Consider the following 18,139-nt stretch of genomic DNA (forward strand, 5'->3'; position numbering starts at 1 on the left):
GGCTGCCGCCTGGCCCACTACCGACATGGCCGAGTCGCTGAAGCTCGTTCTCGCGCAACTCAATCCGGTGGTCGGAGGCGTCACCGACAACACGGAGCGGCTGCTCGCGACGGCCGCCCGCGCCCGGGACGAGCACGGCGCGGATCTGGTGGTGTTCCCGGAGCTTTTCCTCTGCGGCTATCCGCCGGAGGATCTCCTGTTCCACTCCGGCCTGCGGCGCCAGATCGCCGCCGCGCTGGAGCGTATCCGCGCCGAGCTCGAGGGCGTCGCGGTGCTGGTGGGGTTCCCGGAGTACGACGGCGAGCGGCTGTACAACGCCGCGATCGTGATCGAGGACGGCCGGGAACTCGCCCGCTACCGCAAGCATCTGCTGCCGAACTACCGGGTATTCGACGAGAAGCGCTATTTCACGCCGGGCGAAAAGCCGGCCGTGTTCCGCTTCCGCGGTACCCGTGTGGGTCTCACCATCTGCGAGGACATCTGGCAGCCGGGTCCGGCGCGGCTCGCACGGGGTGCCGGCGCCGAGGTCATCCTGACCATCAACGGCTCGCCCTACGACACGGTCAGTCAGGACAAGCGCGAGCGCATGGGCTGCGCCCGCGCCGGCGAGAACGGTGTGCCGCTGGTCTATCTGAACATGGTGGGCGGCCAGGACGAGCTGGTCTTCGACGGCGGCTCCTTCGTGGCCGACGCCAAAGGGAATCTCACCTTCCGGGCGCCGATGTTCGAGGAGGGGCTCTTCCCGCTCGAACTCCATATCGGCCGCCGTGCGATCGAGCCCGAGCCGCTGCCGCTCGCCGAGCTGCCCGGGGCGGAGGAGAGCGTGTATTCGGCACTGGTGCTCGGCACCCGCGACTATGTGGACAAGCACGGCTTCCCCGGCGTGGTGCTGGGCCTGTCCGGCGGCATCGATTCCGCACTGACGCTGGCCGTGGCGGTGGATGCGCTCGGCCCGGAGCGGGTGCAGGCGGTGATGATGCCCTACCGCTACACGGCGGACATCAGCCGCACGGATGCGGCGGCCCAGGCGGAGGGTATGGGGGTGCGCTACGACGTCATCTCCATCGAGCCCATGGTGGATGCCACGCTCGCCCAGCTGGCGCCCCTGTTCGAGGGGCTGGCGGAGGACGCGACGGAGGAGAACATCCAGTCCCGTTGCCGGGGCATCCTGCTGATGGCCATCTCGAACAAGACCGGCCGCATGCTGCTGACCACCGGCAACAAGTCGGAGATGGCGGTGGGCTATGCCACCCTGTACGGCGACATGGCCGGCGGGTTCGCGCCGCTGAAGGACTGCGCCAAGACGCTGGTGTACCGGCTGGCCCGATATCGTAATTCCCGCGACGGCGGCTCGCCGGTGATCCCGGAGCGGGTCATCACCCGTCCGCCCTCCGCCGAGCTCAAGCCCGGCCAGCAGGACACGGATTCGCTGCCGCCCTATGAAGAGCTGGATCCCATCCTGGCCGCGTTCATCGAAGAGGATCTGTCGGTGGAGGAGATCGCCGCGCGGGGCTACGAGCGCGAGACCGTGCTGCGGGTGCTGAACATGGTGCGGCGGAGCGAGTACAAGCGCCGCCAGGCGCCGCCGGGCGTGCGCATCTCCACCCGTGCATTCGGCCGCGACTGGCGCTACCCGATCACCTCGGGCTATCGCTTCCCCGGGTAGAGCCTTTCAGGCGGCCCTCGACCACGCGGGCGCCGGTAGGCAGATCAGCTGTCCGGGAAATTCTCTGCGAGCACCCGGCGGGTGTCGGCGGCCAGCTCGTCCAGATCCAGCTTCTCGTAGGCGCGCACCATGATCTCCAGCGACTTCTCGTTCGCCGGCGTGCCGTTGTATTCCTCCAGCGCGGTCTTCGCCCGGTTCAGTGCGGCGATCCATGCACCCCGGCGGAGGTAGTACTCGGCCACGTGGTTCTCGTAGGCCGCCAGCCGGTTCTTCAGGAAGATCATCCGCTGCGTGGCATCCGCGGCGTAATCGCTGGTGGGGTAGCGCTCCACCAGCCTCTTGAAGGCGGCGAACGAGCGACGGGTATCGGTGGGTGGGCGGTCCGAGCGGTCGACGCCGAACGTCCGGTCCAGCAGGCTCGGCTCTTTGTCGAACCAGGTCAGGCCCTGCAGGTAGAGCGCGTAGTCCACCCGCGGGTGGGTGGGGTTCTCGCGCATGAACTGGTCCGCAGCGTCGATGGCCTGCTCGGCGCGCCCACTCTTGTAATAGGCATAGATCAGGTCGATCTGGGACTGCTTGCCGAATTCGGTGAACGGGAAGCGGGCCTGGATCTGCTCGAAGATGAGGATGGCCTGGCGGTAATTGCCGTTGGCCAGGGAGCGCTGGCCGCGCTCGTACACTTCTTCCACCGCGCCCTGCTGGCGCTCGGGCCCGTCGGTGCCGCAGGCGACCGCAGCCAGGGCGAGGCAGGCGATCAGCAACAGCCGGCTGGCGGCGCCCGGCCATGCAGAGACGGTGGCGGAAACCGTGCCGGAGACCGGTTTGGAAACGGTGGGCCGGGTGGCTTGGCGCATAATGCTGGGCATAGTCGGCGGAGTATAACGTAAACTGCCGGGCTTACCCGAGGCCCCCCGATGACGGAGACAGCACAGACACTGAGGCAGGAGATCCCCGAGGCGCTGGCCGGCAAGCGGATGGACCAGGCGCTCGCGCAGATGTTCCCCCAGTACTCGCGCAGCCGCCTGAAGGAGTGGCTGCTGGCCGGCCTGATCACCGTGGACGGCCGCGGCTGCCGCCCGCGGGATGCGGTGAGCGGCGGCGAGACCGTGGAGCTGAACGCGGTGGTCGAGCCGGAGACTCGTGTGGAGGCGGAGCCGGTCGTCTTCCGGGTGGTGCACGAGGACGCGGGCCTGATCGTGGTGGACAAGCCGGCCGGTCTCGTCGTGCACCCGGGGGCCGGCAATCGGGAAGGCACCCTGCAGAACGGCCTGTTGCACCGCTACCCGGAACTCGCCACCGTGCCGCGGGCCGGGATCGTGCATCGGCTGGACAAGGACACCAGCGGGCTGATGCTGGTGGCGCGGACGGTGGAGGCCCACACGGCGCTGGTCCGCGCGCTGGGCCGTCGAGACATCCGTCGTGAGTACCGGGCGGTGTGCCGGGGCGTGCTGACGGCGGGGGGCACGATCGACGCGCCCATCGACCGCCATCCGGTCCAGCGCACGCGCATGGCGGTACGCGAGGGCGGCCGTCCGGCGGTGAGCCACTACCGTGTGGTGGAGCGCTTCGTGGCGCACACCGACGTGCGCGTGCGCCTCGAGACCGGCCGCACCCACCAGATCCGCGTGCACTTCGCCCACATCCGTCATCCATTGCTGGGCGACCCGGTCTACGGCGGGCGCCTGCAGCTGCCGCCCGGGGCCGACGAGGCGCTCGCGGCCACGCTCCGGCACTTCCGGCGCCAGGCGCTGCACGCCGAGTCGCTGGCCCTCGAACATCCGGTGAGCGGCGAGGAACTCGCGTTCTCTTCGCCGCTGCCCGACGACCACGCCGCGTTGCTCGCGGCGTTGCGGGCCCACCGGGAGCGGGTGGAGGCCGGCTGATGGACATTCTGCGAGCCGACTGGGAAGCCCCCGCGGCGGTTGCCGCAGCGGCCACCACCCGTGCCGGCGGCGTGAGTACGGGCGCCTACGCGGCCCTCAACCTCGGCGCGCACGTCGGCGACGACCCGGCGGCGGTGGCGGAGAACCGGCGTCGCCTGGCGAAGGCGCTGAATCTGCCCGGCGAACCGGCCTGGCTCGCCCAGGTCCACGGCACCCGGGTGGTGGAGGCGCGACCCGGTGGCACTCCGGCAGAGGCGGACGCCGCCGTGACCCGGGAACCGGGGGTGGTCTGCGCCGTGCTCACGGCCGACTGCCTGCCGGTGCTGCTCGCCAGCCGCCGCGGCGACGAGGTGGCGGCCGCACATGCCGGCTGGCGCGGGCTCGCGGACGGCATCGTCGAGGCGACCCTGGCCGCGATGACGACACCGCCGGCGGAACTCCTCGCCTGGCTCGGCCCCGCCATCGCCCAGCCCGCCTTCGAGGTCGGCGGGGAGGTGCGCGAGCGATTCATCGAGCGGGACGTCGTCAATGCTGCTTTCTTCGCGCCCAACGACCGCGGCCGCTGGCAGGCGGACCTGGCCGGCCTGGCCAGGCGGGAGCTCGAGGCCGCCGGCGTGACGGTCAGCGGCGGCGGCTACTGCACCCACGACGAGGCCGAACGCTTCTTCTCCTACCGGCGCGACCACGACTGCGGCCGTCAGGCCACTCTGGTCTGGATACGGGGCTGAGGGCCCGACGGCACGGTGGGACCGGAGGCCACCGAGGCCGCGCCGGCGCTTGAAACTGCGGCTTCCGGCACCATTTCCGAACCAGTTGAGAACATCCCGATCCGGGGGACTAGCCCATGCGAATGGACAAACTGACAAGTAAATTTCAGATGGCGCTGGCCGATGCCCAGTCACTGGCGGTCGGACAGGACCACCAGTTCATCGAGCCCGTGCATCTGATGGTCGCGCTGCTGGACCAGCAGGGCAGCACCGTGCGCAGCCTGCTGACGCGCGCGGGCGCCAACGTCAACATGCTGCGCTCCCAGCTGGGCGAGGCCATCGACCGGCTGCCGAGCGTGGAGGGCACGGGTGGCGAGGTGCACCTCTCGAACGACCTCGGCAAGCTTCTGAACGTCACCGACAAGCTGGCCCAGGAGCGCAACGACCAGTACATCTCCAGCGAGCTGTTCGTGCTGGCGGCGGTCGAAGACAAGGGCGCGCTGGGCAAGATCCTCGCCGAGGCCGGCGTGGTGAAGGGCGCGCTGACCAAGGCCATCGAGGAGATGCGCGGCGGCGCACAGGTGAACGACCCGAACGCCGAGGACACCCGCCAGGCGCTGGAGAAATACACCATCGATCTCACCGAGCGGGCCGAGCAGGGCAAGATCGATCCCATCATCGGCCGCGACGACGAGATCCGCCGTACCATCCAGATCCTGCAGCGCCGGACCAAGAACAATCCGGTGCTGATCGGCGAGCCCGGCGTCGGCAAAACCGCCATTGTCGAGGGCCTCGCGCAACGCATCGTCGACGGCGAAGTGCCGGAGGGCCTGAAGGGCAAGCGCATTCTGTCGCTGGACATGGGCGCGCTGATCGCCGGCGCGAAGTTCCGCGGCGAGTTCGAGGAACGCCTGAAGGCCGTGCTGAACGACCTCTCCAAGCAGGAGGGGCAGATCATCCTGTTCATCGACGAGCTGCACACCATGGTGGGCGCCGGCAAGGCCGAAGGGTCCATGGACGCGGGCAACATGCTGAAGCCCGCGCTGGCACGCGGCGAGCTGCACTGCGTGGGCGCGACCACCCTGGACGAATACCGCCAGTACGTGGAGAAGGACGCCGCCCTCGAGCGCCGCTTCCAGAAGGTGCTGATCACCGAGCCGACGGTGGAGGACACCATCGCCATCCTGCGCGGGCTGAAGGAGCGCTACGAGGTGCACCACGGCGTCGAGATCACCGACCCGGCGATCGTGGCCGCGGCGACGCTCTCGCACCGCTACATCACCGACCGCAAGCTGCCCGACAAGGCCATCGACCTGGTGGACGAGGCGGCTTCGCGAATCCGCATCGAGATCGACTCCAAGCCGGAGGCGATGGACCGTCTCGAGCGGCGCATCATCCAGCTGAAGATCGAGCGCGAGGCGCTGAAGAAGGAATCCGACGAGGCCTCGCGCCGTCGGCTGGAAGACCTGGAGGAACAGCTGGGCGACCTCGAGAAGCAGTACTCCGATCTGGAAGAGGTCTGGAAGTCCGAGAAAGCGGCCATGCAGGGCACCACCCATCTCAAGGAGGAGCTGGAGCGGGCACGGCTGGAGCTGGAGACGGCGCGCCGTGCCGGCGACCTCACCCGCATGTCCGAGCTGCAGTACGGCAAGATCCCGGAACTCGAGCGCCAGCTGGAGAGTGCTGCCGACTCCGAGCAGACGGCCAAGCCCACGCTGGTCCGCAACAAGGTCACCGAGGAAGAGGTGGCCGAGGTGGTCTCCAAGTGGACCGGCATCCCGGTCTCGAAGATGCTGGAGGGCGAGAAGGAGAAGCTCCTGCAGATGGAGGAGGCGCTCAGGACCCGCGTCGTCGGCCAGGACGAGGCCGTGGTGAGCGTGTCCAATGCCATCCGCCGTTCCCGCGCCGGTCTTTCCGATCCCCGCCGGCCCATCGGCTCGTTCCTGTTCCTGGGCCCGACCGGCGTCGGCAAGACCGAGCTCACCAAGGCTCTCGCGGAGTTCCTGTTCGACACCGACGAGGCCATGGTGCGCCTCGATATGTCGGAGTTCATGGAGAAGCACTCGGTCGCGCGCATGATCGGCGCGCCGCCGGGCTACGTGGGCTACGAGGAAGGCGGCTACCTCACCGAGGCGGTGCGGCGCCGGCCCTATTCGGTGATCCTGCTCGACGAGGTCGAGAAGGCACACCCGGACGTCTTCAACATCCTGCTGCAGGTGCTGGACGACGGCCGACTCACCGACGGCCACGGCCGCACGGTGGACTTCCGCAACACGGTCATCGTCATGACCTCGAACCTGGGCTCCCAGCGTATCCAGGAGCTCGCCGGCGAGGAGAACTACGCGAAGATGAAGGGGGAGGTCATGGAGGTCGTCTCCCAGCACTTCCGGCCCGAGTTCATCAACCGGGTGGACGACGTGGTGGTGTTCCATCCGCTCGGCCGCGAGCACATCCGCCGCATCGTCGATATCCAGCTCGGCTACCTGCACGCGCGTCTCGCCGACCGCGACATGGACCTCGAGCTCACCGACGCCGCGCGGGATCAGCTCGCCGAGGCCGGCTTCGACCCGGTGTACGGCGCGCGGCCGCTGAAGCGGGCCATCCAGCAGCGCATCGAGAATCCGCTGGCCCAGCGTATCCTGGCCGGCGAATTCGCGCCGGGCGACACCATCCTGGCCGACGTCTCGGGGGAGGAGATCGTGTTCCGCACCTCGGATGCCCCCGAGGCCATGGCAGGCTGAGCGGGAGGACGAAACCGGTTCCCGTACCGACAGCGGCTATAATCGGCGCCCCCGGTGTCTCCGGGGGCGTTCTTCGTGGAGAGAGACGACATGCCTATCTATGAGTATGTGTGCAAGAGCTGCGGGCACGAACTCGACGCCCTGCAGAAGATGAGTGACGACCCGCTGACCGATTGCCCCGACTGCGGCGAGGCGGCACTGAAGCGCAAGATCTCGGCGCCCCGCTTCCGGCTCAAGGGCAGCGGCTGGTACGAGACCGACTTCAAGACCGACAAGGACAAGAAGCGCAACCTGGCCGACGGCGGTGGCAGCGGCGGCGACGGCGAGAAGAAGTCCGGCGGCGACGGCGACAAGAAGTCGGAGAGCAAGCCGGAAAGCAAATCCGACAAGAAGGCGAGCGACGGCAAGGCGGCCGGCTCCACCGGCGGCGCGGCGGCCTGAGCCGGGACGGCACGGGTGGAGCGGGAGCGGTCATGAAGCGCCTGCGGGGCTGGCTGGTGGCGGGGCTGCTCGTCTGGGTACCGCTCGGCCTGACCCTGTTCATCCTCAACCTGCTGGTCCGCCAGCTCGACAAGACCCTGGGCCTGTTGCCGCCGAGCGTACGCCCGCCCTACGAGGTCTTCGGGATCACGTTCACCATCCCGGGCCTCGGCATCCTGCTCACCATCATCATCCTGCTCGTGACCGGCATGCTGGTCGCCAACTTCGCGGGTCGGCGGCTGCTCGCGCTCGGCGAGGCCATCCTGCAGCGCATCCCGGTGGTGCGTTCCGTCTATGGCGCCTCCAAGAATTTCGCCGAGGTGGTGCTCGGCGACTCCGGTGACTCGTTCAAGAAGGTGCTGCTGATCGAGTACCCGCGCAAGGGCGTCTACAGCCTCGCCTTCCAGACCTCCAGCGCGCTGGGCGAGGTGCAGGCGAAGACCGGCGAGGACGTGGTCTGCACCTTCGTGCCGACCACGCCGAATCCCACCTCGGGCTTCATCATCATGGTGCCCCGAAAGGACATCATCGAGCTCGAGATGGAGGTGGACGAGGCGCTGAAGATGATCATCTCGCTGGGCGTCGTCGTGCCCGGCTGGCACGCCGGCGAGCAGGAGCTTCCGCTTGCAGCGCCCGAGGCCAGGTCGTAACATTTCGCCTCTTTTGCCGGCGTCGCCGGTCCCTCATTCATCATCGATAACCCTATGCGCACTCATTACTGTGGACAGGTCGACGAGACACTGACCGGCGAAGTCGTGGAAGTCACCGGCTGGGTGCACCGCCGGCGCGACCACGGCGGCGTGATTTTCATCGACCTGCGCGACCGGGAGGGCCTGCTGCAGGTGGTGTTCGACCCGGACCGCCCGGAGATCTTCGCCGAGGCGGAGCGGGTGCGCAGCGAATTCGTCCTGGCGGTGCGCGGCAAGGTGCGGCCGCGGCCCGAGGGCACGGTGAACCCGAATATGCGGACCGGGCAGATCGAGGTGCTGGCCGAGGAGCTGACGGTGCTGAACGGCGCGAAGACGCCGCCGTTCCATCACGACGAGACCGCCAACGAGGAGCTCAGGCTCCGCTACCGCTACCTGGATCTGCGCCGCGAGGACATGCTGTCGAACCTGCGCCTGCGCCATGCCGCCACGCGCTCGCTGCGCCGGTTCCTCGACGACGAGGGCTTCATCGACGTCGAGACGCCGATGCTGACCAAGACCACGCCGGAGGGCGCGCGGGACTACATCGTCCCCAGCCGCACCCATCCGGGCAAGTTCTTCGCGCTGCCGCAGTCGCCGCAGATCTTCAAGCAGCTGCTGATGATGTCGGGCATCGACCGCTACTACCAGATCGTGCGCTGCTTCCGCGACGAGGACCTGCGCGCCGACCGCCAGCCCGAGTTCACCCAGCTCGACATCGAGATGAGCTTCGTCGAGGAGCAGACGGTGATGGGCACCATGGAGCGGCTGATCCGTGCCCTGTTCGCCGACGTGCTCGGCGTCGAGCTGCCCGCACCCTTCCCGCGCATGGCCTGGGCGGAGGCGATGCAGCGCTTCGGCTCCGACAAGCCGGATCTGCGCATCCCGCTGGAGCTGGTGGAAGTCTCCGACCTCCTCGAAGGGGTCGAATTCAAGGTGTTCGCCGGCCCCGCCGCGGACCCGAAGGGCCGGGTGGCCGCGCTGCGCCTGCCGAAGGGCGGCGAACTCACCCGCAAGGAGATCGATGACTACACCGCCTACGTGGGCCGCTACGGCGCCAAGGGCCTCGCCTACATCAAGGTGAATGACACCGCCGCCGGCCGTGAGGGCCTGCAGTCGCCTATTCTCAAGTTCCTGCCGGACGAGGCCATTGCCGGCATCATGGAGCGTACCGGCGCGGCAGACGGCGACCTGGTGTTCTTCGGCGCGGACAAGGCGCACGTGGTGAACGACGCCCTCGGCGCCCTGCGGGTGAAGCTGGGCGAGGACCGGGGCCTGGTGGAGGCCGGCTGGAAGCCGCTGTGGGTGGTCGAGTTCCCGATGTTCGAGCGCGACGCCGCCACGGGCCGACTGGACCCGCTGCACCATCCGTTCACGGCGCCCTCGATCAGTGACGCCGAGGCCCTGCGCAAGGACCCGGAACACGCACTCTCCCGCGCCTACGACATGGTGCTGAACGGCTCGGAGATCGGCGGCGGCTCCATCCGTATCCACGATCAGGAGGTGCAGTCGGCGGTGTTCGACCTGCTGCAGATCGGCCCCGAGGAGGCGGAGCAGAAGTTCGGCTTCCTGCTGCGCGCGCTCGAGTACGGTTGCCCGCCCCACGGCGGCATCGCCTTCGGCCTCGACCGCCTGGTGATGCTGATGGCCGGCGCCGAGAGCATCCGCGACGTCATCGCCTTCCCGAAGACCCAGACGGCGGCCTGCCCGCTCACGGACGCGCCGGGCGACGTCTCCGCCCAGCAGCTGCGCGAGGTGGGCATCCGGCTCCGCAAGCCGCGGGGCGATACCGCGAGCTGAGCGCCGGCGCCGTGACTGCACCGACTCCCGCCAGGCCCTACCGGCGTCCCGAGTCGGTGCTGGTGGTCGTCTACGCGGCCAGCGGCGAGGTCCTGCTGCTGCATCGCCAGCGCCCCTTCGAATTCTGGCAGTCCATCACCGGCAGCCTGCTGCGGGACGAGACCCACGACAGCGCGGCCGCCCGGGAGCTCGCCGAGGAGACCGGCTTCGAGGACAACGGCACGCTCGCCTACACCGGGGTCAGCCGCGTCTTCGTCATCGATCCCCGCTGGCGCAACCGCTACCCGCCGGGCATCTTCGAGAACGTCGAATATGAATGGCGCTTCCGGCTCGACGAGCCCCGGGACGTGGTGCTGAGCCCGAGCGAGCACTCCGCGTTCACGTGGGTGCCCCTCGAGGAAGCCATCGAACGAGTCTGGTCCTGGACCAACCGGGAGGCGCTCGAAGACCTGGCCAGGGACCTGGCGTGAACCCGGAGGGAGAACGCAGCGCACTCGTCCTGGTGCACGGTCTCTGGCTCGGATCCTGGGCGCTGAAGCGTCTCGCCCGACGCCTGCGCGAGGCCGGCCGGGACGATGTCAACCTCTTCTCCTGGCGCACCATCCGCCACGGCATCGATGCGAACGCCCGGGACCTCCGCGCCTTCGCCGCCAGCCTGCACGCCGGCCGCATCGGCTGGGTAGGCCACAGCCTCGGCGGCGCCCTGATACTGCGCACGCTGGCGGGCTGGGACGAGGCGCCGCCGGGCCGCATCGTCTGCCTGGGATCGCCCCTGACCGGCAGCCGCTCGGCGGAACGCCTCGCCTCCTCGCGCCTCGGCAGACGCCTCACCGGCCGCAGCATCGCCGGCGGCGTGCTCGACTCGAGCGCGGCGGAGTGGTGCCCGCCGGAACTCGCCGCGCGCACCGGCGTAATCGCCGGCAGCCGGGGCGTGGGCGCCGGCCGCCTGCTCGGCCGCCTGGAGCCGCCCCACGACGGTACGGTGCGGGTGGCGGAGACAAAGCTGCCCGGCATCGCCGATCACCTGGTGCTCAACGTGACCCACACGGGCCTCCTGTTCTCCCGCGCCGCCGCCGCCGCCGCGGATACCTTCCTCCGCGAAGGAAGATTCGCGTAGGAGGGCCTTCAGGCCCGATCCGCCCTGCCAGACCCGCGTTCTTTTGTGGCCGCCCTGCGGGGGTATCCATCTTGCTCCCGACGAAAGGTCGCGGCGACGGATACCCCCGCATGACGGCCGCCGCGTGGTGGCGTGACGGAGCTGACAGTCAGGAGCGCCTGCTGATTTGTGCCAAGCCTCTCGGCTACGGGCCCGTCAGCGGCTGGGGCGGGCTGCGGGGGTCGTCCGGGCCGACTGGAGCCAGGACGGCGGGAAGGAGGCCCGGCCGAAGCGAAGGAGGACAGGACGTCCGACTGAGCGTCCCCCGCAGTCCGCCCCAGTCGATGGCGGGCCAACGCCGATAGAAAGCCGGATCGGGCCTGAAGGCCCTCCTACGAGCCGTCCGCCAGGTCTTTCAGCTTGTAGATCAGGTCCAGCGCCTGGCGGGGCGAGAGCGAGTCCGGGTCCAGATCCTCCAGCGTCTCGCGTAGCGCGTCCCCCGGCGGCTCCTCCTGCGTCGGCGGCGCCAGGGCCAGTTCCTGCTGGGGGCCGTGGTCGCGGTGATGCCGGGCGGACTCCAGCTGCTCCAGGTGGCGGCGGGCGCGCCGTATCACCGATTTCGGCACGCCGGCCAGTGCAGCCACCTCCAGGCCGTAGCTCTGGTTGGCCGGGCCCGGCTTCACCGCGTGCAGAAAGATGAGCCGGTCGCCGTGGGAGGTGGCATCGAGGTGCACGTTGGCGGCGTGGGGCAACTCGTCGGGCAGCGCCGTGAGCTCGAAGTAGTGGGTGGCGAACAGCGTGAAGGCGCGCAGTCGGGTGGCGATGTGATGGGCCGCCGCCCAGGCCAGCGACAGGCCGTCGAAGGTGCTGGTGCCGCGGCCGATCTCGTCCATCAGCACCAGGCTCGCGGGCGTGGCGTTGTGCAGGATGTTGGCGGTCTCGGTCATCTCCACCATGAACGTGGAACGCCCGCCGGCCAGGTCGTCCGAAGCACCGATGCGGGTGAAGATGCGGTCGACCGGGCCGATCTCCAGCGCGTCCGCCGGCACAAAGCTGCCGATGTGGGCAAGGATGACGATGAGCGCCGCCTGGCGCATGTAGGTGGACTTGCCGCCCATGTTCGGGCCGGTGATGATCAGCAGGCGCCGCTCGTCGTCGAGCTCCAGGTCGTTCGGCACGAAAGGTGCCTCGAGTACCCGCTCCACCACCGGGTGACGACCGGCGCGGATCGCGATGCGCGGCTCGTCGCCGAGCATCGGCCGGGACAGGCCGAGGCGCTCGGCCCGCTCGGCGAAGCACGCCAGCACGTCGAGTTCGGCCAGCGCCGACGCCGTGCGGCGCAGCGGGCCCAGCACCTCGTGCAGCGCGTCGATCAGGCCCTCGTACAGCGCCTTCTCCCGGGCCAGCGCGCGCTCCCGGGCGCTCAGTACCTGGTCCTCGAAGCGCTTGAGTTCCGGCGTGATGAACCGTTCGGCCGCCTTCAGCGTCTGGCGCCGGGTGTATTCCTCGGGCGCCTTCTGCGCCTGGGCCTTGCTGATCTCGATGTAGTAGCCGTGCACCCGGTTGTAGCCCACCTTCAGCGTGGGCAGGCCGGTGCGCTCGCGCTCGCGCTGCTCCAGATCCACCAGATACCGGTCGGCGTTGGCGCTGATATCCCGCAGTTCGTCGAGCTCCGCGTCGTAGCCGGAGGCGATGACGCCGCCGTCGCGGATCAGCATGGGCGGGTTCTCCACCAGCGCGGTTTCCAGCAGCCGGTGGGTATCCGGGTGCTCGGCCGCGTCGGCGGCCAGCTCGGCCAGGCGCGGTGCGTCGAGGCCGGCGAGCAGCCGGGCGAGGTCCGGCAGACGTCCCAGGCTGTCGCCGAGCTGGCGCAGGTCCCGCGGACGGGCCGAGCGCAGCGCCACCCGGGAGAGGATGCGCTCCAGATCGCCGACGTCGGCAAGCAGATCGCGCAGTTCCTCGGGGCCGCGCTCGAGCAGCGTCGCCACCGCATCGTAGCGGGCGCCGATGACGGCGTGGCTGCGTACGGGCCGGTTGATCCAGCGCCGCAGCAGCCGGCTGCCCATGGCCGTACGGCAGGTATCCATGACGCCGGCGAGGGTGTGCTGATCCTGGCCCGAGAGGCTGCGGTCGAGTTCCAGGTTACGCCGCGTCGCCGCATCCATGAGGATGGCGTCGTCCGGCTGCTCGGCGGCCATGCCGTCGATGTGGGGCAGGGCGCCGCGCTGGGTATCGCGGACGTATTCGAGCAGGCCGCCCGCGGCGCGGATGGCGATCTCCAGACCGTCGATACCAAAGCCGGTCAGGTCCCGGGTACCGAACTGCTCACACAGGAGCCTTGTTGCCGTCTCGCCATCGAAGTGCCAGGGCGGCCGGCCGCGGGCGCCGGCGCGCTCTGCCAGCCAGCCGGGCACGCCGCCTTCCTCGTCGTAGAGGATTTCGGCCGGCTGCAGTCGCTCGATCTCCGCCGCCAGCGCGCCCTCGTCCGGCACCTGGCTCACCAGGAAGCGCCCGGCGGAGAGATCCAGCCAGGCGATGCCGATCTCCCGGCGGGCGAGCACCACCGCCGCCACCGCGTTGTCGCGCCGCTCCTGCAGCAGGCTGGCCTCGGTGAGCGTGCCCGGCGTGACGATGCGCACCACCTTGCGCTCCACCGGGCCCTTGCTCGCCGCCGGGTCGCCGATCTGCTCGCAGATGGCCACCGACTCGCCGAGCTTCACCAGCTTGGCGAGGTAGCTGTCCACCGCGTGATACGGCACGCCGGCCATGGGGATGGGCTCGCCGGCGGACTTGCCCCGGGTGGTGAGCGTGATGTCGATGAGCTCGGCGGCGCGGCGGGCGTCGTCGTAGAAGAGCTCGTAGAAGTCGCCCATGCGATAGAAGAGCAGGGTGTCCGGATGCTCGGCTTTCAGGCCGAGATACTGCTGCATCATCGGCGTGTGTTCTGCACGGGCGGACGCGCTCATTCTTCGCTGTTTTCCGGTGTGGGGCGGGCCGGATAGGCTAGCCCGTCACGGTCGGCAAGTCGATGGGCTGTCGGAGGCGGCGACCCGGCCGGTGGGTGTGCCGGTTTGCCAGGCCATCGGTGACACCATCTGTGACACCGTGGGTTCCTGTACGTCCCGGCCGCGGGGTACAGTACGCGACCATTCCACTGTCCGGTTCTCGTAGCCGCGGACCCGCGGACACCCATGAAGATTCTGCACCTGGAGACGGGACTCAACCTGTACGGCGGCGCCCAGCAAGTGCTTTATCTGCTGGATGCGCTCGCCGATGACGAGTCCGAGCACCTGCTGGTCAGCGCCATCGGCAGCGAGGTGGGCGAGGCCGCCCGGGCGGCAGGTCACCACGTGCGCGAGTTGACCATGCGCGGTGACCACGACCTCGGGTTCCTGCCGCGCATGCGCCGGGTGCTGGAGGAGGAGCGGCCCGATATCCTGCATGCCCACAGTCGTCGCGGCGCGGACCTGCTCGGCGGTCTGGCGGCCCGGCGCAGCGGCATCTGCGCGGTGGTCTCCCGGCGGGTCGACAACCCGGAACCGCGCTGGCTCGCCGCCGTGCGCTATCGGCCGTACATCCGCATCGTCGCCATCTCCAACGCGATCGAGCGAGTGCTGACGGACGCCGGTATCGACCGCCGGCGCATCACGGTGATCCCCGACTGCGTGGATGCCGAGCCCTTCGCCGGGGCGCCGGAGCGGGAATGGCTGCGCGCCGAATTCGGTCTGCCGGCCGGCGCGCCGGTGGCCGGCGTGGTCGCCCAGCTGATCGAGCGCAAGGGCCACCGGTACCTGCTCGAGACCATGCCCGCCGTGCTGGAGGACTGTCCCGGGCTCCACGTGATTTTTTTCGGCCGTGGGCCACTGGAGAAGGCTCTGGCCTCGGAGATCCGGCGCCTCGGGTTCGCGGACCGGGTGCTGATGGCCGGTTTCCGCGATGACATGGCGCGCATACTCCCGGCGCTGGACCTGGTAGTGCATCCCGCACTGGCGGAGGGCCTCGGCGTGGCGCTCCTGCAGGCGGCCGCCGCATCCGTGCCGGTGGTCGGGTTCGCCGCCGGCGGTGTCTGCCAGGCCGTGGAGCCGGGGCGCACCGGCCTGCTGGTGCCGCCCCGGGATTCCGAGGCGCTCGGCCGGGCCATGCTGCGGGTATTGACCGATCCCGCGCTGGCCCGCAGTCTGGGCGAGGCCGGCCGCGTCCGGGTGCGCAGCGAATTCACCCCGGAGCGCATGGCCGCGCGCCATCTGGCGCTTTACCGGGAAGTGCTCGGCGGCGCGGACACGAACACGGAAGACCCATGACCGAATTCGAGGACATCGCCGCATTGGCCCGGCGCACGGGCGAGGCATTGCTGGCCGCCGGGCGCCGGGTGACCACGGCGGAGTCGTGCACCGGCGGCTGGATCGCCAAGGCGCTCACCGACGTGGCCGGCAGTTCCTCCTGGTTCGGGGCGGGACTGGTCACCTACAGCAACGAGGCCAAGCGCTCCCTGCTGGGCGTGCGCGCCGAGACCCTGGACGGCTGCGGCGCCGTCAGCGAGGAGACCGTGCGCGAGATGGCGGCCGGGGCGCTGGCGGCCAGCGGCGCGGACATTGCCGACATTGCGGTGGCGGTCAGCGGTATCGCGGGGCCGGACGGCGGCACGCCGGACAAGCCGGTGGGCACGGTCTGGTTCGCCTGGGCGGTCAGTGGCGCCACGCCTGTCACGTATGCCGAATGTGTTCATTTTGAGGGCGACCGGGAAACGGTCCGGCGCCGCAGCGTCTGCCACGCCCTGGGCGGCGTGCTCGCGCGCATCCCGGTGTGAGAGGCCCCGGTAACAGAAGTCGATGAGCGCAGCGGAGCAACACGACGGCCCGCCGCAGGATACCGAGACCGAGCGCCTTTTCGTCGCCTTCTGGCCGGACACGGAGCTGCGCGAGCGCATCGAGGCGGTGGCCGCGCCGGCTGTGGAACGGGCCCGCGCCCGACCGGTGCCCGCGGACAACCTGCATGTCACCCTGGTTTTCGTCGGCAACTGGCCGGTGCAGGCCCGGGAGCAGATCGAGATGGTGGTGGACGCGCTGGACATCCCGGATGCCGAGCTCGTCCTCGACCGCATCACGTACTGGCGTCGGCCGAAGATCCTGAGCCTGGTGGGCGAAGACTGCCCGGAGGCGCTGGCCGTCTACCAGCGGGAGATGAGCGCGGGCATGGCGGCGCTGGGCTGGACGCCGGAGACCCGGCCCTGGGAGCCCCACGTGACGCTCGCGCGCAAGGCCCGGCGCAGCGGGCGCAAGGCGCTGGAGGAGCCGGTTGTGTGGCCCTGCCGGCAGGTGGCGCTGGTGCGCTCGGAGAACGGCGGTAGTCATGGCAATGGCGGCTCGGTCTACCGGCCGCTCCGCATCTGGGAGAGATGAGCCCCGCCGCCGAGAAACTGCCGCGCTGGCCCGGATTCCCATGGCTGATGTATGGTCGCCGTTGTGGAATAATCGCGGGTTCTCATAACTGAATCGCAACAGGCTGCGGGTACACCATGGACGAGAACAGGAAAAAGGCGCTGGCCGCCGCGCTGGGCCAGATCGAGAAGCAGTTCGGCAAGGGCTCCGTGATGCGGCTGGGCGACGGCGGGCCGGCGCGCGATATCGACTCGGTGTCCACCGGCTCCATCGGCCTGGACGTCGCGCTCGGCATCGGCGGGCTGCCCTACGGCCGCGTCGTCGAGGTATACGGCCCGGAGTCCTCGGGCAAGACCACGCTGACGCTGCAGGTGGTGGCCGAGGCGCAGAAGGCCGGCGGCACCGCGGCGTTCGTTGACGCCGAGCACGCCCTCGACCCGCAGTACGCCGAGAAGCTCGGCGTCAACGTGGACGATCTGTTGGTCTCCCAGCCGGATACCGGCGAGCAGGCGCTCGAGATCACCGACATGCTGGTGCGCTCCGGCGCGGTGGACATCATCGTGGTCGACTCCGTGGCCGCGCTCACGCCCAAGGCCGAGATCGAGGGCGAGATGGGCGACTCTCATGTGGGCCTGCAGGCGCGGCTCATGTCCCAGGCACTCAGGAAACTCACCGGCAACATCAAGCGCTCCAACGCCATGGTGATCTTCATTAACCAGATCCGCATGAAGATCGGCGTGATGTTCGGCAGCCCCGAGACCACCACGGGCGGCAACGCGTTGAAGTTCTACTCCTCCGTGCGGCTCGACATCCGCCGCATCGGCGCCATCAAGAAGGGCGACGAGGTCATCGGCAACCAGACCCGTGTGAAGGTGGTGAAGAACAAGGTCTCGCCGCCGTTCAAGCAGGCCGAGTTCGAGATCCTCTACGGCGAGGGCATCTCCCGCGAGGGCGAGATCATCGAACTCGGGGTCGCCAATGGCATCATCGAGAAGGCCGGCTCCTGGTACAGCTACGGCGAGGACCGCATCGGCCAGGGCAAGGAGAACGTGCGGGAGTACCTGAAGGAGCACCCGGACACGGCCGCGGAGATCGAAGGCAGGATCCGCGAGCTGCTGCTGCCCGCGAAGAAGGCGCCGGCGGACGACGAACCCGAGGTAAAGGAAGCCTGACCGACGGTGAGCGAACTCGAAGAAAGTGAATTGACGCCGGCTGACTGCCGGCGTCGTGCCATGGACTTCCTGGCCCGACGTGAGCACAGTCGCTGGGAGCTCCGGCACAAGCTGGCGGCGGCGGGCGCCACCGGCGATCTCGCGGACGAAACGCTGGACGCCCTGGAGGACGAGGGCCTGCTCAGCGACAGCCGCTTCGTCGAGTCCTTCGTCGCCGCCCGGGCGCGCAAGGGTCAGGGCCCCGTCCGCATTTACCAGGAACTCGAGCGCCGCGGCGTCAACGAACTCCTGATCGAGGACGGCATCGACGAGGCGGACGTCGACTGGTACGAGCTGGCCGCCGAGGTGCGGGTGAAGAAATTCGGCAAGACCGTACCGCCGGATTTCCCCAGCCGGGCAAAGCAGATGCGCTTCCTCGAGTACCGGGGGTTCGACTCCGACCAGATCCAGGCGGCCATCCGGGGCGGCGCCACCGCTTGAATCCGGGCCTCTCCGGCCCGATCTCCGCTACCCTGCCGCCGAACATCTGG

16 protein-coding genes are annotated in these 18,139 nt (G+C 69.5%); 14 read left to right on the top strand and 2 right to left on the bottom strand.

What is annotated here, in order from left to right; all coding sequences use genetic code 11:
- The first annotated feature begins 25 nt into the window (after positions 1 to 25).
- On the top strand, positions 26 to 1,666 hold the full coding sequence (locus tag ACJMKX_RS16225) for an NAD+ synthase (protein WP_405227758.1): 1,641 nt from the start codon (positions 26 to 28) through the stop codon (positions 1,664 to 1,666).
- Between the two features lie 44 nt (positions 1,667 to 1,710).
- Here ACJMKX_RS16225 and ACJMKX_RS16230 read toward each other — a convergent pair whose 3' ends face one another.
- Complete coding sequence (locus ACJMKX_RS16230) at positions 1,711 to 2,520, bottom strand: outer membrane protein assembly factor BamD (protein WP_405227759.1); 810 nt, start codon at positions 2,518 to 2,520, stop codon at positions 1,711 to 1,713.
- A 60-nt stretch (positions 2,521 to 2,580) separates the two neighbouring features.
- Between ACJMKX_RS16230 and rluD the strand changes: the two genes are divergently transcribed.
- From rluD to ACJMKX_RS16270, 8 genes are all read left to right on the top strand, one after another.
- Positions 2,581 to 3,549: a 23S rRNA pseudouridine(1911/1915/1917) synthase RluD gene (rluD, locus tag ACJMKX_RS16235; RefSeq protein WP_405227761.1), complete on the top strand. Its 969-nt coding sequence runs from the start codon at positions 2,581 to 2,583 to the stop codon at positions 3,547 to 3,549.
- Complete coding sequence (gene pgeF / locus ACJMKX_RS16240) at positions 3,549 to 4,277, top strand: peptidoglycan editing factor PgeF (protein ID WP_405227763.1); 729 nt, start codon at positions 3,549 to 3,551, stop codon at positions 4,275 to 4,277. Before rluD ends, pgeF begins: the two co-directional genes overlap by 1 nt.
- Before the next feature lie 116 nt (positions 4,278 to 4,393).
- Positions 4,394 to 6,997: an ATP-dependent chaperone ClpB gene (gene clpB / locus ACJMKX_RS16245; RefSeq protein WP_405227765.1), complete on the top strand. Its 2,604-nt coding sequence runs from the start codon at positions 4,394 to 4,396 to the stop codon at positions 6,995 to 6,997.
- A gap of 90 nt (positions 6,998 to 7,087) precedes the next feature.
- Complete coding sequence (locus ACJMKX_RS16250) at positions 7,088 to 7,438, top strand: FmdB family zinc ribbon protein (protein WP_405227767.1); 351 nt, start codon at positions 7,088 to 7,090, stop codon at positions 7,436 to 7,438.
- A gap of 32 nt (positions 7,439 to 7,470) precedes the next feature.
- Positions 7,471 to 8,127, top strand: coding sequence for a DUF502 domain-containing protein (locus ACJMKX_RS16255; protein ID WP_405227769.1), 657 nt, complete (start codon positions 7,471 to 7,473; stop codon positions 8,125 to 8,127).
- A 54-nt stretch (positions 8,128 to 8,181) separates the two neighbouring features.
- Positions 8,182 to 9,963, top strand: coding sequence for an aspartate--tRNA ligase (aspS, locus tag ACJMKX_RS16260; protein ID WP_405227770.1), 1,782 nt, complete (start codon positions 8,182 to 8,184; stop codon positions 9,961 to 9,963).
- Between the two features lie 11 nt (positions 9,964 to 9,974).
- Positions 9,975 to 10,433 carry a dihydroneopterin triphosphate diphosphatase gene (nudB, locus tag ACJMKX_RS16265; RefSeq protein WP_405227772.1) on the top strand — a complete coding sequence of 153 codons (459 nt, stop codon included), beginning with the start codon at positions 9,975 to 9,977 and terminating at the stop codon, positions 10,431 to 10,433.
- Positions 10,430 to 11,080 (top strand): esterase/lipase family protein, encoded by a 651-nt coding sequence (locus ACJMKX_RS16270; protein ID WP_405227774.1) that lies wholly within the window; start codon positions 10,430 to 10,432, stop codon positions 11,078 to 11,080. The genes nudB and ACJMKX_RS16270 overlap by 4 nt, the downstream gene beginning before the upstream one ends.
- Before the next feature lie 371 nt (positions 11,081 to 11,451).
- On the opposite strand, the gene mutS is transcribed toward ACJMKX_RS16270, so the two are convergent.
- A complete protein-coding gene (gene mutS / locus ACJMKX_RS16275; protein ID WP_405227776.1) occupies positions 11,452 to 14,025 on the bottom strand; it encodes a DNA mismatch repair protein MutS in 2,574 nt (857 codons plus the stop codon).
- A gap of 225 nt (positions 14,026 to 14,250) precedes the next feature.
- Here mutS and ACJMKX_RS16280 point away from each other — a divergent pair, with 225 nt between their 5' ends.
- The 5 genes from ACJMKX_RS16280 (at position 14,251) to ACJMKX_RS16300 (ending at position 18,089) form a co-directional block, all read left to right on the top strand.
- Positions 14,251 to 15,360, top strand: coding sequence for a glycosyltransferase (locus ACJMKX_RS16280; protein WP_405227778.1), 1,110 nt, complete (start codon positions 14,251 to 14,253; stop codon positions 15,358 to 15,360).
- Positions 15,357 to 15,866 (top strand): CinA family protein, encoded by a 510-nt coding sequence (locus tag ACJMKX_RS16285; protein ID WP_405227780.1) that lies wholly within the window; start codon positions 15,357 to 15,359, stop codon positions 15,864 to 15,866. The genes ACJMKX_RS16280 and ACJMKX_RS16285 overlap by 4 nt, the downstream gene beginning before the upstream one ends.
- A 22-nt stretch (positions 15,867 to 15,888) precedes the next feature.
- Complete coding sequence (gene thpR, locus ACJMKX_RS16290) at positions 15,889 to 16,458, top strand: RNA 2',3'-cyclic phosphodiesterase (protein WP_405227782.1); 570 nt, start codon at positions 15,889 to 15,891, stop codon at positions 16,456 to 16,458.
- 116 nt (positions 16,459 to 16,574) lie between these two features.
- Entirely contained in the window at positions 16,575 to 17,609 is a 1,035-nt protein-coding gene (gene recA / locus ACJMKX_RS16295) for a recombinase RecA (RefSeq protein ID WP_405227784.1), read from the top strand.
- A gap of 6 nt (positions 17,610 to 17,615) precedes the next feature.
- A complete protein-coding gene (locus tag ACJMKX_RS16300; protein WP_405227786.1) occupies positions 17,616 to 18,089 on the top strand; it encodes a regulatory protein RecX in 474 nt (157 codons plus the stop codon).
- Positions 18,090 to 18,139: the final 50 nt, after the last annotated feature.

The sequence above is a fragment of the Lentisalinibacter sediminis genome, assembly GCF_040706615.1.
GTDB classification, from domain to species: Bacteria; Pseudomonadota; Gammaproteobacteria; order Steroidobacterales; family Woeseiaceae; genus Lentisalinibacter; species Lentisalinibacter sediminis.

What these genes read in the sequence shown, in the direction of transcription:
- rluD (WP_405227761.1), top strand. Translation starts at nt 2,581, where the DNA reads ATGACGGAGACAGCACAGACACTGAGGCAGGAGATCCCCGAGGCGCTG.
- recA (WP_405227784.1), top strand. Translation starts at nt 16,575, where the DNA reads ATGGACGAGAACAGGAAAAAGGCGCTGGCCGCCGCGCTGGGCCAGATC.
- ACJMKX_RS16280 (WP_405227778.1), top strand. Translation starts at nt 14,251, where the DNA reads ATGAAGATTCTGCACCTGGAGACGGGACTCAACCTGTACGGCGGCGCC.
- thpR (WP_405227782.1), top strand. Translation starts at nt 15,889, where the DNA reads ATGAGCGCAGCGGAGCAACACGACGGCCCGCCGCAGGATACCGAGACC.
- pgeF (WP_405227763.1), top strand. Translation starts at nt 3,549, where the DNA reads ATGGACATTCTGCGAGCCGACTGGGAAGCCCCCGCGGCGGTTGCCGCA.
- ACJMKX_RS16285 (WP_405227780.1), top strand. Translation starts at nt 15,357, where the DNA reads ATGACCGAATTCGAGGACATCGCCGCATTGGCCCGGCGCACGGGCGAG.
- mutS (WP_405227776.1), bottom strand. Translation starts at nt 14,025, where the DNA reads ATGAGCGCGTCCGCCCGTGCAGAACACACGCCGATGATGCAGCAGTAT.
- aspS (WP_405227770.1), top strand. Translation starts at nt 8,182, where the DNA reads ATGCGCACTCATTACTGTGGACAGGTCGACGAGACACTGACCGGCGAA.
- clpB (WP_405227765.1), top strand. Translation starts at nt 4,394, where the DNA reads ATGCGAATGGACAAACTGACAAGTAAATTTCAGATGGCGCTGGCCGAT.
- ACJMKX_RS16230 (WP_405227759.1), bottom strand. Translation starts at nt 2,520, where the DNA reads ATGCGCCAAGCCACCCGGCCCACCGTTTCCAAACCGGTCTCCGGCACG.
- ACJMKX_RS16225 (WP_405227758.1), top strand. Translation starts at nt 26, where the DNA reads ATGGCCGAGTCGCTGAAGCTCGTTCTCGCGCAACTCAATCCGGTGGTC.
- ACJMKX_RS16255 (WP_405227769.1), top strand. Translation starts at nt 7,471, where the DNA reads ATGAAGCGCCTGCGGGGCTGGCTGGTGGCGGGGCTGCTCGTCTGGGTA.
- ACJMKX_RS16250 (WP_405227767.1), top strand. Translation starts at nt 7,088, where the DNA reads ATGCCTATCTATGAGTATGTGTGCAAGAGCTGCGGGCACGAACTCGAC.